Genomic DNA, 17,387 nt, shown 5'->3' with positions numbered 1-17,387 from the left:
AGGGAAGAAGCAGGATGGGCACGCATTGGCGGAGCTCATCTTTTTGCTGTGTATGCACAGTCGTATTTTGTGAGAAGGGGAGCGAATGGCCTTTGCATCCGGTGTCTTTTGACCATTCTCCCATTCACTCAGACTCGTTGTGAGCGTCGTGACGCTAGACGAGCACGAGTCACTTCCAAGCGGCGATTTCCATTTGCAGCGAAGGGGGTTGTGTGACGGAAGAAGTATTTTTCCTCGTAAAATCCTTCTTCTGATGTAAAGGGAGAGTGAGGCAAGAGGGGGATAGCAACAACGATGCGGTTGTGAGATTAAAGCTTTCTAGGAATTGAAGTAGCAGTGATTCGTTGTTTTTCTCTTTCACGAGGAAGATGATGGATGCTTACGCGGAGCGTCGTTGATTTGTTAATTGACCAGATAGAATTCTGCGATGTGCTCATCTTGAACAAATGCGACATGGTGAAGGAAGAGGATCTGCTGCAATTGGAAGGCGTGCTCCGCAAGCTGCAGCCGCGTGCCAAGCTCATCCGCACATCTTATGGACGGATCGCTCCGCAGGATATTTTGAATACAGGGCGGTTCGACTTCGACGCAGCCAGTCAATCGGCGGGATGGATTCAAGAATTGCAGTTGGGGCATCACACACCGGAGACAGAGGAGTATGGTATCGCTTCGACTGTGTACCGCCGCAAGAAGCCATTCCATCCCGAACGTCTTACGTCATGGCTGGAGGATTTCCCGGACGACATCGTCCGCGCGAAAGGGTTGATGTGGTTGGCTTCGCGCAATGAAATGGCAACCAACTTCAATTATGGTATAGTTCAATCAGTTGGACGCAGTAAGCGATTTAGCGCAGGTGATAATGCAAGACTAGAGGATCAGGAATTCATATTTATGAATGAAGGAGCAGGTTGAATACATATGACGATACACAGAGCTGTCCCGGCCGAATTGGATGATGTGATGACGCTTGTTCGGGAATGTACGGAGCAGATGCATTCGCAAGGAATTAATCAGTGGGATGAGAATTATCCGAACGCTCATATTTTGATGGAGGACATCCGCTCGGGATGGCTGCACACCTACCGGGATGGCGAGGAGATTGTTGGGATGATGACCTTGGATGAAAATCAGGAGGAGGAGTTCGAAGCAATATCGTGGCGTGATCAGGGTGGAAGAGCGCTCATTGCCCATCGATTGGCTGTTAAGCCGAGCCATCAAGGGCAAGGGATTGCGAAGAAGCTGCTTGCTTTTGCAGATAACTATGCGCAGGAACAAGGTTACAGCAGCCTGCGCTTTGACAGCTACAGCAAGAACACAAAAGCCGTGGAGTTATATAAGCGGTTGGGATATGAAGTTCGAGGGGAGATTGTATACCCGTCCCTTGAATTTCCCTTCTATGTGTTCGAGAAGCATTGGACGGCTGTCAGCAATTAAGTTGGCGAAGGAGTAGCAATTAGACGATGATAAAATTATTTCAATACAATTGGATGGTACGTGAGGAATGGTTTGAGTGGTGCATGCAGCTTCCACATGAAGAATACATTCGCGAACGTGTAGGTGGAGTCAGAAGCTTCCATCGAACCCTGTTTCACATTATCGATGTCGAATCGAGTTGGATTCGAGCATTAGATGGCAAGCCAGACGAAATGCCATCATTGGAACAATATGATACGGTAGAACGACTTCATTCTCTATCCAAACATTACCGCTCTGACGTAGAATCATTCGCTGCCACGTGGAGATCAGAGATGGAACTGAAGTCTTTCAGTGTACCTTGGGAGCCGGATGAGACGCATACTTATGGAGAAGTGATCCGACATGTCATTTCCCATGAGATTCATCATATCGGTCAGATCTCCGTCTGGGCACAAGAAATAGGGAGGAAGCCGGTGTCCGCCAATTTCATTGGCAGAGGACTGAACACATAACGACAGAGGATTGAACTGATAGCTCACATCGAAAGAAGCCAATCATTTCTATATAAAATCATTCATTAATTAAATTATTATGTACGAACGAGACGATGCCTCCAAAAGGGCGCCGTCTCTTTGTATTTATAGGATATACGTTAAGGGAATGCATTTGACATATGGGATCTGTATACTGTAGAATGAACAAAAATACCAGTTAGTCAAAAAAAGAACTCTGTGGTACGGAGATTGATAGAGGAGTGAGCAATGACAGTGAGTCGTCGCAGTAATTGAGATTGGTTTCGATTTTGGGGGAGGAACATGAATGTCAAGAAAAGAAAAATCAAGTGGTTCATTATTTATATTGATGTTGAATATGTTCATTGTCATGGTCGGAATGGGACTCATCATACCGATTATGCCGAAATTCATTACAGAGTTCGGGGCATCCGGACAAGCGATGGGATATCTCGTCTCGGCGTTTGGTCTAACGCAGTTTGTTTTTTCACCGTTTGCAGGAGAATGGTCGGATAAGTATGGGCGTAAAAAGATGATCGTCTTCGGAATTGCGATGTTTACGATTTCCCAGTTCATTTTCGCGGCAGCCACCGATATGTGGATGCTGTACGCATCCCGTTTCCTCGGAGGAATGGGTGCGGCATTCATGACGCCAGCCATGATGGCTTATGTCGCGGATATTACGACAGAAGATAATCGGGGTAAAGGACTGGGGTGGCTAATGGCTTCCATGAGTCTCGGGGTGGTCGTCGGACCGGGAATCGGAGGATTTCTTGCTGAGAGCGGTATTCGCATTCCATTCTACGCCGCAGCGATGATCGCGGCTATCTCAACTGTAATTTCGCTATTATTCTTACCGGAGACGGTGTCGATAGAAGCACGTATGAAATCGAAGCTCTCACAGACAAAGCGTGAAAACATTCTGAAGCAGTTCGCAAGATCATTCAAGGCACCTTATTTTATGCTGTTGGTGCTCATTTTTACGATGACATTCGGTCTGATGGGCTTCGAATCAGTATTTGGACTGTATGTCGACAAGAAATATGACTTCACACCTAAAGATATTTCGCTCATGATTACGGTTGGCGCCCTCTTGGGCGTAGTCATTCAAGCGGTTCTGATCGACAAGCTGTTGCGCCGATTCGGCGAGAAGAAATTGTTGATTGTCATGTTTGTCGTAGCTGGCGTGAGTATGATAATTATGGTGTTCGTCCAGGGCTACTTCCTCATATTTGCCGTATCGGGTCTGTTCTTCATTGCGACTTCTATTATCCGTCCGGCGATCAACACGTTATTGTCTAAGATGGCAGGAAATGAGCAGGGCTTCGTTGCCGGTATGAATAATGCCTATATGAGCTTAGGCAACATTATCGGTCCAGCAATTGCGGGTACATTGTTCGATGTAAACATTAACATTCCATATGTGGTAGGCGCAGTCATATTAGTTATGAGCTCCTTACTGTTAGCTGCATGGAGCCGAAGCAGCAGCGCGAGCAAAACGGCCAAGTCTGAAGCGGTTCATGCATAATATTGGGTCAGCAGGAGTGCATCATGAGATGCACTCTTTTTTTTGTTGAAAAAGTTTCCATAGTCGGATACACTTGAACCAACTTTATGGAGTGCTCGACAACGAAATGGCAGGACTTCAAATCGATATTGCAGCGTATTGTGTATGACATGAACATGTTCACTACAATAAACCCAAGGAGATTATTCGTATGAAAATCATGAATTTCTCGCATGCGGCTCCGTTCCTTGATGCCGCCCTGCCATTGTTAATGCAAGATGAAGCGGTGAACAATGTCATGATCGGGTTAGCAATGCAATTGCGCCAACAGCACAGCGATGTGTACTTCGCTCTGCTGTCAGACCATAAACCTGCATTGGCCGCACTCATGACTCCCTCAGGACCATTGCATCTGTACGGTAAAGATTGCACTGCCGGACATCTTAATCTGCTCGTGCACAACATCCGCCAGCAACTCAGGAGCGTATCCCAAGTTGTCGGACCTGCGGGGCTCACGAATCTGTTTGCAAGCGTGTGGTCCAATGCGACTGGCTATAAAGCGGTGAATAGCAAGTTGTTGAGCGTATATTGTCTAGAGCGCGATATGCTGTTGCCCGATAAGAGAAGAGGTATGCTGCGATCGGTAGAAATGAAAGATGAGCATCTTTTGACGCAATGGATGTATGAGATGTCCGTCGAGAATGGCATTCCCATTAGGGAAGAAGATGCTAGCTGGAGGACGAAGCAGAGCATTGCGGACGGAGATTTGTATTTGTGGGAAGTGGAAGGAACGCCCGTATCTATGGCAGGGAAAGCAAGGTCGACCCCGAACGGTATTGCCATCCATTCCGTATATACGCCGCTGCCTCTGCGAAATATGGGGCACGCTGCCGCTTGTGTTGCAGCGTTGAGTGAACTTCTGCTTCACTCTGGTTATGACTTTTGCTGTATTTTTGCCGATGATACTCTTGTGGAGGCCGGACGATTGTACACGAACATGGGATATGAACAATTGGAACATGTAATTGAACACCACTTTATATTGGGTTGAGCGGAGGGCAGCATCGGGGGGGATAACAAGAAAAGAGCCTAAAGGCAGGCTCTTTGCGTTATGTCATTCAGATGTGGAATGTGATTATGAAAGGAAACGGTGTAGCACGGGCACGATTCACAATGGACGGCCTACGCGATAGAAGTGGCTATACTTTGAACGGAGTGTGCCGTATTTATGCGCGCCGTTTCTTTTTTTTGTTTACTCGGCTAATGGTCGCTACCCCTTCATCAATAGTATTGAACGTGAAAAAGTGCCGCGGTATCGGAACGCAATGGTGACGGTTCACAATTTCAATGGGGTGAATGACGGGAAGGATTTGCGGATGAAAAAAATCGCGGATGATCGGATCCGTCGGACAAATGATAGGTTCAGCTGGCGGGCAATGCGGTCTACAGGACATACGGTACAACTCCTTTCGTTTAGTTGGTACATTATATTGGACTGACACCGATGAGGTATGTTCACTTGTACTGATGGCATTTGTTTTTGATGAAAATGTCCCTACTGGCATAAATATACGCAAGAAAGGGCATCTTTACCAAAGAACAGAAGAGAGAGGTGACATGGATGCCGAAGAAAATGATTAACGGCGTAAACCTGCACTATCATGTTTACGGTAAAGGTGTTCCGATATTGTTTATTCATCCGCCATTGTTGACATCGGAGAACTTCAATTATCAAGTCGCTCAGCTATCGGCGCATTTCAAGGTCATCACGTTCGACATTCGCGGCCATGGATTAAGCGATGTCTCGAAAGAACCGATAACGTACCCGCTCATTGTACGGGACATGCTGCAGTTGATGAATAAGCTCGGAATTGACAAAGCTTATTTATGTGGCTACTCCACAGGGGGAACGATTGCTCTGCACGCGTTGTTATCATACCCTGACAGGTTCCAAGGCGGTATACTAGTCAGCACGATGTCTGAGGCGAGCGATTATTGGCTGCGATGGAGAATCGCGCTGGCAATCGCATTGACGAATGTGAAAGCCAAAAATCTGCTTGCATGGGCCATCACGCGGGGCAATGCCGACAGCCGGGAAACGTATAACAATTTAAAGCGGACGGCAAAGCTCGGGAGAACCGACAATTGGCGTCAGTATTACCGCTGCAGCTTAACTTATAACTGCACAAGTCAATTGAAAAAAATCAAGGCTCCAATCATGCTCATTTACGGAAAAAAGGATCTTGGGTTCTTCCGTTACGCGGGAAAGCTGCAAAGGAATTTACCGCACTATCAGCTCTACTGGATTAAGGGCGCCAAGCATCAGATTCCAACCAAAAACGCGTTGGAAATGAATGAGCTGATCCAGCAATGGATTCGGAGGCAGGAGAACGAAGTAAAGCGGGAAGAGAAGCAGCCTGAAGTCGAGCCTTATCTGGCAGCTAAGATACTTGAAGAATCGTCTGAGTCCATGCAACACCCGCTGGCATAAGGGGACGAAATATTTTTACGGAAAGCGGTCATGAAAGTCCGGCAAGAGGTTGCCGGATTTTTTGTCATGCCGACTGATCGCCTCATTCCATAGTTATGGGTTGTTTATCTGACGACCTGCATTGGTTTGATTGCCGGTTTTTGTTTAACGTATGTCGTATGGGCCAAGCAATGGACATACCTGTTTCTCCAAAGGCACATCACCGAAACCCACCCTCGTGGCCCTTGGGGAAGAATTCTCGCAACAGACCATTACCATTTCCGCTTACGGATCTCACGAGGTCTTTGGCTGATGGGAGTCCCCACTGTGAATCGTCCACGCGTCTCAGCCGGCTTCTGCCTCGTTGCCAAGGAGAATACGGGTCAGCAAAATAGAGCCAAACGAGGAATATAAAGTTACTGGTAGGTGGGTGTGCCGCTGGGATTGATTTTGAATCTCCTTCCTCGTCCCGGGTCTAGTAAAAATCCCGACGTTTGTACGTTTCCCCAAAATCTTTCCTCGATTACAATTATTTTATTAAGTACAGGTGGAAGTGAGTAAGAAAGTCTATATTCTTCTAACCGATACAGGAACATGGTTCTCAAAGATGGTCGGATCATACACGAGAGCGCGGCTCAAACTGATCAAATGAACTTTTGCGTCATAGATTTCAATGTAGGACGATGTTATTCCATATTCATTCATACAAGACTAGGGAGATGAGACTATCAAAAAGGTAAGAAGAGTTCTGCTTTATTTGGGAGCAACTATTATTTCACTTGTTGGGTTAGCATTGATTTTTCCCACATGGACTCCCAAAATAGACGGCGTAAACAGCATAAGCGTACTCGAGCAAGTCGAAATTAATGGCACCGGTCATGAATTGATGATACGAGGTCAGGATAAGAACAATCCTATTGTAATTTTTGTACACGGGGGTCCAGGTGTTTCGGAAATACCCTATGTAACCAAATACCAAGACCTATTGGAGAAGAATTTCACGATTGTCCGTTACGACCAAAGAGCTAGCGGGAAATCTTATCACTTTGGAGAAGATTATTCCAACCTTTCGACCGATCTATTAGTGAAAGATTTATTGGCTGTGACGGATTACATATCCACTCGTTTCAACCAAAAGAAGGTCATACTAGTCGGCCATTCCTTTGGAACATATATTGGCATACAGGCTGCGCAACAAGCTCCTGAAAAATATGAAGCCTATATCGGCATCGGACAGATGTCCAATACCTTAGAAAGCGAATTGGATGGTTTGAATTTCACGATTGATCAAGCAAAATTGAGCGGTAATACAACCGACGTCGAGTATTTGCAAGGGTTAACTGAAAAAGTTAAAAGCGGCGATATGTATCTTCCACGCCATTATGTTCGAAAATATGGCGGTGCTGCAAGACTGATCGATGCTAATGCGGACATGGATAATGGTTTATTGTTCGGTCCGGAATATAACTTATTAGATCGCATCCGTTATTACCGTAGCATATCCTATGCACAAGAAATTTTAATAGGGCAAGCATTCAAAAAACCTCTGCCGACGATCGTCACAAAACTAGATTTACCGGTGTATTTTATAATGGGACAATACGACTACATGACTTCCACGAAATCAGCCAAAACATACTTTGATCAGATTGATGCAAATAAAAAGGAATTTATAACGTACGACCAATCCGCTCATTATCCGCAATTTGAAGAAAAAGAAAAATTCTCAAAGTGGATGGTGGATTCGTTCGCAAAATGACGGATTGTAATATGAAGTGCGACAGTTACCATTAAATAAAAAAATGGCTCATGATTGATTCGTGTAAAATGGAGTCACCACAACAACCATTACACGGAGGAATCATTCATGAGTTACTCACATTTTAACATGTTCGAACGGGAGAAGCTAGAGTTCCTGCACAGCCAGGACTGGTCCACCCGAGTCATAGCGAGGGAACTAGGACGAACTGGTTATATTCAGGCCTATTAGTGCAAGGCGATGTTGAGATTCTTCGTCATAAAGGAAAGCGGCGCAAGCCAATAGAAACGCGTGAACGGTTCAATATCGGCAGAACGATCAACCAGCGTCCCAAGGAAATCCGAAAGCGTGAGAGCTTCGGACACTGAGAACTCGATACAGTCGTATCCAGTCGTGGTAAAAGCAAAGCCTGCGTAAGTAGTTAAGGATTATCCATCAGCCACGTTTCAAACGGCCACCGTGGATCGAGGGAAAGAGTTCGCTTGTCATCAAAACCTTGCTATGGTCACAGAGGAAGAACTTTCGCATGCAATAGAATTGATTAATAACCGTCCAGGGAAATGCCTCGGGTGGAAAACTGCTTACGAATCATTCATGAGTGAACTGTAACACTTGGCTTGACAATCCGTCCTATATAAAACCCAAGATATTCCCCTTATCATAAAAAGTGCCACAAAGGTGTTGTTGTTGAAAAATTTGTATATTCTATTTATCCCCATTTGTCTTTCGGTTGCTTTTAGTGTTCCTCTCGCTTTTGCAGCAGTCATTGCTACTTGGGTGAAAAAATAGCAACACCTTGGCAAGAACTTGTTGCAGCTTACTTTATCTACGATTCCATCGGACTAAGGCTGTTTAATTTAGCTTGTAATCGGTCGTAGTTATAAAAGCGAAAGTAATCTCCAACATCCTTTTCTAACTTTTCAAAGGTCGCGTATTATGCAGGTAATACTTCTCGCACTTGAGTGTTCCCCAAAACCTTCCATAGGACGGCTTACGAATAAGCCGTCCGGCCACGTCTGGGTGCAACCAGGAGCTCAACTACTCCGCTCTAAGACTTTATTTTCTTCTGACATCTCCAATTCTTTATCATAAGAGCTCTTGACCTTCGCGTCCCGGCTTCCATTGCTCGATCGCTGTTTTATAGTTTCCCGCATAGGCGGCCGAGTCTATTTGCACACGCTCCACCTTGCCAAGGATCAAGTTCATATTTATACTCGGTCCGGTTGCACCAATAAGTCCAATCATTGATGCTTGTATAGAACGGCTTTCAGCCCTTTGGCAGAACAGGAACAAAAAAGAACCGGAAGCAGTCGGCCAAAGCGCCAACTGAACCGGTTCCGCTATCCTTTTTCTGAATGCTATTCCGAACTATTCTTTTTCCTTTTCCACGGTAGACGCACGTTCTATCAGTTGATGCGTTAACGTCACATGTTCATATTTTTTCTCCTTTGACGTCATGTTATGAATGAGCAAATTCATCGCCGTGTAGCCCAGATCATATTTGGGCTGGTGAATGGTTGTCAGTGCCGGCAAGGACATCGTAGCTTCACGGGTATTGTCAAATCCGATTACTGCAAAATCCTCCGGTACCTCGTATCCCGCTTTGCTAATCGCATTGACACATCCGATAGCCATGCTGTCGTTCATGCAAAATATAGAAGTAGGCGCATGTTGTAACTCTAGTAACTCGTTCGTAAGCACTTCGCCATCATGATGGTCATAATCCCCATACTTCACCCATTCCTGCCGAAAAGGAATGTCGGATTGGTTCAACGCCCTCCGATATCCCTGCTCTCGAAGGCGTGTTGAGTTATTCAACATGGGCCCCCCGATTAGGGCGATACGCCGATGTCCTAATTCGATTAGATGACTGACTGCGTCAAAGGCCGCCTGTTCATCATCGATGGATACACCGCAAGTATAAGAGGCGTCAGTAATTTCTAAGCACTGAACGATGCTGTGCTTTTGTCCCAATCCGCTAAGCTCTTCTTTGCTGAGAGTCGAACTAATGACGATGACACCGTCGGCAAGCCTGTGTTGCAGCATTTGGAACAATTCCCTTTCCCGATTCGCATGATTCGAAGTTGGACAGACCAATACATAATAGCCATCCTCTTTTCCGCGATTTTCGATGCCTTTGACAATATCGGCAAAAATGGATTGTTCCAGGGTCGGAGTCAATACGAGCACCTTCATCGTCTCCGATCTCCGTAAATCCCGTCCCAACAGGTTCGGCTGGTAATTGAATTTGTGTATGACGCTTAATACTTTGTTGCGAGTCTCTTCTTTGACCAGAGAACTGTCATTCAATACCCTGGATACCGTCGCTACAGATACACCCGCTAACTGCGCCACTTCCTGAATTGTCATAGATTTCTGTTGCATATATCTCATTCCTTTACTAACAAATCGTAAGTATATTAGGGCAGATAAGGCTATAATATTATATTCATTTTCTGAAATCCGCAGGTTGATCCCAAGATCTGTGTGGAGCTGCATCCAGCAATTTGATGAACTCTCTCGCTGCGGGGGATAGATGCTTTTTTTTATGATAAATGTAACGAATGCCCCGCTCAAATTTTACATCCTCCACAGGGAGTTTAACAAGCAGCCCGCCAGCGATTTCCTGCTTGACCGCAAACTCCGAAACCGCAGAAATCCCAAGTCCATGGATAACCCCTTGTTTGATGCCTTCTAAGCTGCTGATTTCCATGATACTGGAAATTGATATCCCCGTCTGTTGAAACCTTTGATCAAGAAAATGCCTAGTTGCTGATTTGTCCGGCTTCATGAGAAATGTCTCTTGTTGCAGATCATGCAGCGTGCAAACTTCTTTCTGTGCTAATGGATGGTATGGCGGCGCAATAAAAACAAGGTGATCTTGATAATATGTTGCGGTATAAAAGCGAGATTCATCGATTGCAATTTGATCCGATAAAATAAGGAATTCTATGCTATTTGACTCCAGCAGCTGCGTGAGCTGTTGGGACGAAGTAATTTTCATGCTGATGTTAATATTGGGAAATTGTTCTTTATACTGAGCAAGCAAGGGTGGAAGCAAATAAACGCCGACAAAGTTGCTTGCGCCAAAGGAAAGTGTCCCCGATGACATATCCTCCATTTGATGGAGATGCTCTTTGGCTGCTTGCAGCAAATTCACAATCTGTTCCGCATACGGCTTAAATTGCTCGCCCTGTTTTGTTAAGTATAACTTTTTACCGATGCGGTCAAACAGGCGCGTATCCAAGTCTTCTTCTAAACTTAGAATTTGCATACTGACCGCAGGTTGAGAACAGTAGAGTTGTTCCGCTGCCTCTGTAAAGCTCAAACAATTGGATAACGTGATGAAGGTTTCGAGTTTGTTGATGTTCATCGTGAGCCTCATCCTCCTACGCACCATCTATAAGGAAATGTTATGAATACTATTATACAATCAAATTGTCTTATAATTATAGTCTCCGCTATAATGAAAACGCAATCATTTCTTTATCATTTTGGGAGGATTATTTAATGACTACTAAGCCATTAAAATCAGGCGGCAATTCCACGGAACCAAACAAACCAGAGGCGGGTGGTAAGAAAGGTCGTTTTGAAGCGTTATTTAAGAAAGTCGGGATTCCGCTTGCGGTCATTGTGTTTCTCGTACTGATGTTCATGCCAACGCCCGCAGGCATGGAACCGCAGGCTCAAAAAGCGGTTGCGATCTTCGCCAGTGCACTTATACTATGGGTTAGCGGCGCATTGCCTATTTACTTAACCTCCATGATCGCCATTGTTATTTTGAGCTTATCCGGCACAGCCGAAGAAAAGACGGCATTTGGGACGCTTGGATTTGATGTCATTTGGCTCATGGTCTCCGCGTTTATTCTCACTTCTGCCATGATTAAGTCTAATTTGGCGCGGAGATTCGCATTATGGATGGTAACCAAATTCGGACAGACGCCAAAGAAAACATTACTTGTCTTAATTTTTATCAACTTTGCCCTCGCGTTCTTCGTTCCATCAACGACAGCACGCGCAACGTTAATGGTTCCGATCTGTTTAATTTTGTTAGAGATTTATAAAGCAACACCGGGTAAAAGCAATTTCGGCAAATTAATGATGCTGCAAGGTGTTCAAGCCGATGCGATTGCCACTTCCGGCGTCATGACTGCGACAGCTGCGAACATCATTGCCGTTGGTTTTATTAATGAGCAAGCCGGAGGCTCGATCGGATATATGGATTGGTTAGCAGCCTCCATGCCAACCGCCATCATTACCATGTTGCTTACATTCTTCGTTGGTTTAAGGCTCTTTTCTTTTAAAGGGGAAGCGGAGTTCGAAGGCGCGATGTCAAAACTTAAAGAAGAATTAAAGAAGCTGGAGAAATTCTCGCTTGATGAGAAAAAAGCAATGACAATCTTCTTATTTACTGTCTTGTTATGGGCAACGGAAGATTATCACAAGGCCTTGTTTGGCTTTGAAATTAGTGTATATATGACGTCGGTCATTGCAGGTGTGCTTTGTTTGCTTCCAAGAATCGGATTGCTTACCTGGAAGGAAGCTAACATTAAGTGGGATCTGATGATTTTTGCAGCAGGCGCTTACGCCGTCGGGAATGCGCTTGAGAAATCGAAAGGCGCGGAATGGATGATCAATAAAGTCGTCTATGGTCTGGGTCTGGAACAAATGAATCATATGCTCGTCTATGTTGTTGTTATATTCATCAGCATGTACAGTCACTTAATTTTCACGAGCAAGACCGTACGGACAACGATCCTTATTCCCGCTTTTATCGCACTTGCCAAAACGTTAGGCATGGACCCTGTTACCCTGGCGTTGGCTTCGGCCATGACTTTAACCTATACGATCACTTTGCCGCCACATTCGAAAGTAAATACGATTTATTTCTCCACTGGATATTTCAGTGTATTTGATCAAGTGAAATATGCAGTCGTTACCTGCTTTATCGGTGCTGCAGTCATTAGTCTCTCCGTATTTACGTGGTTCCAAATTCTTGGATATCGATTATAAGACACATTGCTAGACTAGCAAATGATAGAGGAGTGCGTGTATGCTATACAGAAAAGTAATTATGGCGATTGCGGATGGATCAGGAGATCGTCCGCATCCGCTGTTAGGTCATAAAACACCGTTGGAATATGCTCATACTCCAAATTTAGATCGGTTAGCCTCGGAAGGAATAACCGGTATGATGGACTTAATCGGGTCAGGAATTCCAGTTGGCACCGATATGGGACATATGATATTATTCGGGTTTCAACCGGATCATTATCCGGGACGCGGCCCCATTGAAGCGCTGGGAATCGGTATGGAAGTCCAGCCCGGAGATGTCGTTCTTCGCTGCAACTTTGCTACGATCAATGATGAGGGGATTGTCCTGGACCGTCGTGCCGGGCGAATTCGCGAGAATACGGCCGGGCTTGCCGAAGCGCTTAATGGCATGGAAATCACCGAGGGCATCCGTGCTTATTTCAAGCCAGCAACGGAACATCGGGCCGTACTTGTTATACGTGGCAATGGTCTTAGCGATCAGATCAGTGATTCTGACCCGAAAGCCCCGAACGATGGGAAGGCGTATCATCCCGTTGAAGCACGGGATGATACGGTGGAAGCGAAGCGGACCGCGATTGCAGTCAACCTGTTTCTTAAGCAAGCCCATTCGATTCTTGCATCGCATCCGATTAATCGAGAGCGTATTGCGCAAGGACATCCACCTGCGAATTTCATTCTCACCCGAGGTGCTGGACGAATGGCGCAATTGGAGCCCATAGCTGCGAATATGCATTTCCGCGGCAGCTGCATCGCTGCGGAAAGCACGGTTCTTGGGGCAGCTAAATTGGCTGGATATAACGCGGTCACCGACGTAAAGCTGACCGGCAGCTTAGATACCGACGTTGAATTAAAAGCGAAACTTGCGCTCGAGCAAATTGCTGATCATGATATCGTCTACGTTCATCTCAAGGCTCCGGATTTAATGGGGCATGATAATGAACCTTTTAAAAAGGCACAATCTCTTGAACAGTTTGATCGTATGGTTGGGTTAATCGCGAATCATTTGCCCGAAAATGTATATTTGGCTTTGGCCGCGGATCATTCAACACCATGTGAGGTTAAGGAGCACACGGGCGAACCGGTTCCGGTAGTGATATACGGCCCCAGTATCCGAAAAGATCGGGTAACATCTTATAATGAAATAGACTGTGCTTATGGCGCATTAGGCCGCATGTCAGGTTCTGAGTTCGTGAGGACCTTGCATGGTCTGATGGGATATGTGAAGAAACAAGGAAATTAAATGCTGAAAACTGGATAGGAACGGGCACAACCACTGTCGGCGCTTTAAGGACGATGGTGGCTTTTTTTTTGGGCAAAAGGCGTATCAACAACCCGCCGTAAACAACCGTGCATGAAGACTGTCAGGCTGAGCTCCGTACTAGGGTTGACAATTCGTCATTATTAGCCCAAAATCGATTCGTCATGAACTGAATTTGGTTTTGAATCAGACCACAATGATAACGATGCTGACGGCTCATCAACTTCGATAGGGGGATGCAGGATTATGCCGAGTTATAAGGTATGATGTCGAATCGTAAATTATTTTTCATTGCAGGACTATTGCTAGCCGCGCTTACAGGCCTGCGCTTCGTTTGGCTATCTTTTCAACTGCCCCCGGAACACCCGCTAGCGGCTCAAGGCGTGCTGGATTTGCGCGATTGGGATTTTGAAAATCAACGTTCTATCATGTTGAATGGCGAATGGGAATTTTACCCGGGCATGTTTTTGGAGCAAAATGATGCCGATGCATTTTCATTTCCATCGCAATCTTACGTTAAAGTTCCGGGAGATTGGCGCTCTTCTATGTCAGGCAAGGGCGATTCTTCCTATGGCTATGGCACGTACAGGCTGCGTATTCTTACGGGGGGCAGTTTGAACCAGCCTTACGGATTTTGGATTCGTAACATCCAGACTTCCTCGATGCTATTCATGAATGGACAATTGCTGGCCAAGTTCGGCTCGCCTGCGGAGCAAGCCGAGAATTATAAGCCCAAAGCCAACTCTTATACTGCAACGTATACAGCAGGTGATCAGCGAGAACTCGAAATTATCGTGCAAGCAGCCAATTTCGATAATCCCGTGCAAGGCGGCATTATCCAGTCGCTCCGATTCGGGTCGCAAGCGGCCATTGACAACGAGTGGATGTACTCGATAGGTTTTCAACTGGTTACTTTTATCATTTTGCTGCTGCACGGCCTGTATGCGGGTATTATGTACGTTTTCAACAGGCGGCAGCAGGTATTCAGTTGTCTGTTTTTGTTACTCGTATGTTCAGCATTGTCTGTTGCTGCAGACGACAGTACTTTGCTGCTCATCTGGCTGCCGATTAACTACACGTGGGCAGTCAAAATTAAATGGTTGGCGTATCTGGGCATATCGCTGTTCATGTTGAAGCTGACGACTAGCCTGTTTCCCGAACAAGAAATCAATAAATCGTTTCGTTGGTTTTATGTCCCGCTCGGATTGTACACTGCGTTTATTTTCTTTTCGCCGGTACAGTATGTGATATACAGCGGATGGTTATTCCTGTTCTTTTATCTTTTTCCTGTCTTGGCAGTTCTATATGCGATAGGTAAAATGCTGTTGAAAAATTACAACGACATCGTATTTTTGTTAATGGCGGCTGTCAGCTTAACATCCAGCATCATTTGGGGAATCGTGAAGACTTTCAATTGGGTCGACGTGACCTTCTATCCATGGGATATCTTTGCAGGAATCATTGGTTTTTCGGCTTTTTGGTTCAAAAGGTATTATCGCCATGCCGAGCAAAACGCCAAGCTTACCGCTCGGCTTCTACGAGAGGACAAGCTGAAGGATGAATTTCTAGCAAATACTTCGCACGAGCTGAGAACTCCGCTTCATGGCATCATTAACATTGCACACACCATCGCGGCTAATGAGCGGCACTCGATGAATGAAAAGAGCCGCAAAGATTTTGAACTGCTCATTACGATAAGCCGGCGAATGTCGCAAATGCTGAACGATTTGCTCGACTTGTCGCGGCTTAATGAAAAGAGGATCGTGCTCCAACCAGCTGATCTGCGCGTGCAATCTGTCGCTTCGGGGGTTGTGGACATGCTCGGATTTATGACGGAAGGCAAGCCGATTCGGTTCAGCATGGATATACCGGAATCGTTCCCTCATGTTATAGCCGATGAGAAAAGGCTTGTTCAAATTCTGTTCAACCTGCTGCACAACGCAGTTAAATATACGGAAGAGGGTACCATTTCCATTTCAGCCGAAACCAAGGGTGGCCAAGCGGTCATTCATGTATCGGATACAGGAATTGGGATGGATGAGGACACGCAAAGTCGAGTTTTTCAGCCTTATGAGCAAGGAGTGCCCGGCATTAGCACCGGTGGAGGTATCGGGCTCGGACTGAGCATCTGCAAGCAACTGGTGGAATTGCATGGCGGGAAGCTGACGGTTCGCTCGACACCGGGCGAAGGATCGAAATTCACTTTTACGCTTCCGTTGTCTAGCGACTTCCTCCGTCGCGAGGAAGCGGCATCAATGGTCCCGGAATTAGATGACTCTGACGAGGTCCTAGTCTTGCATTACACAGCCACACCTGAACTATGGTCCGTCCTGCCGGATACTAGCCATAGTACCGCAACAGACACGATGAAAATATTGGCTGTTGATGATGATCCCATTAATTTGAAGGTGTTATGCAACATTTTGTCTACGGAACAGTATGATATCGGGACAGCGGTATCCGGGAGAGAAGCCATCGGGATGCTGGATGCCGAGCAATGGGATCTGATAATTGCAGACGTCATGATGCCTCAGATGTCCGGATATGAATTGGCTCGGATTGTACGGGAGCGATTCTCGATTGCCGAGCTGCCGATTTTACTGCTGACGGCACGGAATCAGCCGGAAGACGTGTATTCCGGATTTTTGTCAGGAGCCAACGATTATGTCACCAAACCGGTCGATGCTTTGGAATTGAAATACCGCGTCCGGGCATTGGCCACGTTGAAGCAGTCTGTCAGTGAACGTCTGCGTATCGAAGCTGCTTATCTGCAAGCTCAAATTCAACCTCACTTTTTGTTCAACACGTTGAACTCGATTATGGCGTTAAGCACTATAGATACGGACAAAATGCAAAAGCTGGTCGAAGCTTTTAGCTCTTTTCTGCGAATCAGCTTCGACTTCTGGAACTCGGAACAGCTTGTTCCGCTCGAGCATGAGCTTGAACTCGTCCGTTCGTATCTGTACATCGAGAAGGAACGATTTGAGGATAGATTACATATTGTCTGGGAGGTAGAACTGGACATCCGGTTGCAATTGCCTCCCCTCACCATCCAGCCGCTCGTCGAAAATGCCGTCAAACACGGAATTCTAAGCCAACGCAAAGGCGGAACCGTTCGTATCCACATCACGGATGACAGCAATTGCTGGGCCTTTACGATATCGGATGACGGTGCAGGCATGGACGAGGAGAAGGTGCGAAATTTGCTGGACAGCACGCAACGCAGCGATAGAGGAATCGGATTGCTAAATACGGACCGGAGGTTAAAGCAACTGTATGGCAAAGGCTTGTCCATTGCAAGCAAGCCCGGGGAAGGAACTTCGATCTCGTTCATTATTCCCAAGCCAGGGAAGGACCCGCTTTTTTTGCAATGAATACATCCTAAAGCATCATTAAGACAGGTGAATGGT

At 46.0% G+C, this 17,387-nt stretch carries 13 protein-coding genes and 3 pseudogenes; 12 read left to right on the top strand and 4 right to left on the bottom strand.

Going from position 1 to position 17,387, the window contains the following annotated elements:
• Positions 1-381: 381 nt before the first annotated feature.
• The 5 genes and pseudogenes from M3650_RS02735 to M3650_RS02715 all read left to right on the top strand — a co-directional run.
• Positions 382-796 (top strand): annotated as a pseudogene (locus M3650_RS02735) (CobW family GTP-binding protein); the annotation flags it as partial.
• A gap of 122 nt (positions 797-918) precedes the next feature.
• On the top strand, positions 919-1,434 hold the full coding sequence (locus M3650_RS02730) for a GNAT family N-acetyltransferase (protein WP_233698085.1): 516 nt from the start codon (positions 919-921) through the stop codon (positions 1,432-1,434).
• Between the two features lie 26 nt (positions 1,435-1,460).
• Entirely contained in the window at positions 1,461-1,928 is a 468-nt protein-coding gene (locus M3650_RS02725) for a DinB family protein (RefSeq protein WP_251572182.1), read from the top strand.
• Positions 1,929-2,235: 307 nt separating this feature from the next.
• Positions 2,236-3,456 (top strand): MFS transporter, encoded by a 1,221-nt coding sequence (locus M3650_RS02720; RefSeq protein WP_251572180.1) that lies wholly within the window; start codon positions 2,236-2,238, stop codon positions 3,454-3,456.
• 190 nt (positions 3,457-3,646) lie between these two features.
• On the top strand, positions 3,647-4,486 hold the full coding sequence (locus M3650_RS02715; protein ID WP_251572178.1) for a GNAT family N-acetyltransferase: 840 nt from the start codon (positions 3,647-3,649) through the stop codon (positions 4,484-4,486).
• 175 nt (positions 4,487-4,661) lie between these two features.
• Here the strand turns inward: M3650_RS02715 and M3650_RS02710 are convergent, their stop codons facing one another.
• The gene (locus M3650_RS02710) at positions 4,662-4,889 is read right to left on the bottom strand and encodes a hypothetical protein (protein ID WP_251572176.1); all 228 of its coding nucleotides are present in this window, start codon (positions 4,887-4,889) and stop codon (positions 4,662-4,664) included.
• Positions 4,890-5,056: 167 nt separating this feature from the next.
• Between M3650_RS02710 and M3650_RS02705 the strand changes: the two genes are divergently transcribed.
• The 4 genes and pseudogenes from M3650_RS02705 to M3650_RS02695 all read left to right on the top strand — a co-directional run.
• Complete coding sequence (locus M3650_RS02705; protein ID WP_251572174.1) at positions 5,057-5,926, top strand: alpha/beta fold hydrolase; 870 nt, start codon at positions 5,057-5,059, stop codon at positions 5,924-5,926.
• A gap of 706 nt (positions 5,927-6,632) precedes the next feature.
• Positions 6,633-7,664 carry an alpha/beta fold hydrolase gene (locus M3650_RS02700; RefSeq protein ID WP_251572737.1) on the top strand — a complete coding sequence of 344 codons (1,032 nt, stop codon included), beginning with the start codon at positions 6,633-6,635 and terminating at the stop codon, positions 7,662-7,664.
• 108 nt (positions 7,665-7,772) lie between these two features.
• The gene (locus M3650_RS31745; RefSeq protein WP_285848262.1) at positions 7,773-7,895 is read left to right on the top strand and encodes a hypothetical protein; all 123 of its coding nucleotides are present in this window, start codon (positions 7,773-7,775) and stop codon (positions 7,893-7,895) included.
• A pseudogene (locus M3650_RS02695) lies at positions 7,874-8,273 on the top strand (transposase); the annotation flags it as partial. The gene M3650_RS31745 and the pseudogene M3650_RS02695, both read left to right, overlap by 22 nt.
• A 217-nt stretch (positions 8,274-8,490) precedes the next feature.
• Here M3650_RS02695 and M3650_RS32470 read toward each other — a convergent pair.
• From M3650_RS32470 to M3650_RS02685, 3 genes and pseudogenes are all read right to left on the bottom strand, one after another.
• Positions 8,491-8,586 (bottom strand): annotated as a pseudogene (locus tag M3650_RS32470) (IS3 family transposase); the annotation flags it as partial.
• Positions 8,587-9,032: 446 nt separating this feature from the next.
• Entirely contained in the window at positions 9,033-10,049 is a 1,017-nt protein-coding gene (locus M3650_RS02690; protein WP_251572172.1) for a LacI family DNA-binding transcriptional regulator, read from the bottom strand.
• Between the two features lie 64 nt (positions 10,050-10,113).
• The gene (locus M3650_RS02685) at positions 10,114-11,037 is read right to left on the bottom strand and encodes a LysR family transcriptional regulator (RefSeq protein ID WP_019424413.1); all 924 of its coding nucleotides are present in this window, start codon (positions 11,035-11,037) and stop codon (positions 10,114-10,116) included.
• A gap of 137 nt (positions 11,038-11,174) precedes the next feature.
• Between M3650_RS02685 and M3650_RS02680 the strand changes: the two genes are divergently transcribed.
• From M3650_RS02680 to M3650_RS02670, 3 genes are all read left to right on the top strand, one after another.
• A complete protein-coding gene (locus M3650_RS02680) occupies positions 11,175-12,677 on the top strand; it encodes an SLC13 family permease (RefSeq protein WP_251572169.1) in 1,503 nt (500 codons plus the stop codon).
• Between the two features lie 40 nt (positions 12,678-12,717).
• Positions 12,718-13,959, top strand: coding sequence for a 2,3-bisphosphoglycerate-independent phosphoglycerate mutase (apgM, locus tag M3650_RS02675; RefSeq protein WP_251572166.1), 1,242 nt, complete (start codon positions 12,718-12,720; stop codon positions 13,957-13,959).
• A gap of 281 nt (positions 13,960-14,240) precedes the next feature.
• Positions 14,241-17,351: a hybrid sensor histidine kinase/response regulator gene (locus M3650_RS02670; protein ID WP_251572164.1), complete on the top strand. Its 3,111-nt coding sequence runs from the start codon at positions 14,241-14,243 to the stop codon at positions 17,349-17,351.
• The last annotated feature ends 36 nt before the right edge of the window (positions 17,352-17,387 follow it).

It is taken from the genome of Paenibacillus sp. MER TA 81-3 (genome assembly GCF_023713585.1).
Classification (GTDB): Bacteria; Bacillota; Bacilli; order Paenibacillales; family Paenibacillaceae; genus Paenibacillus_B; species Paenibacillus_B profundus.
This window is presented reverse-complemented; position numbering and strand designations above follow the sequence as displayed.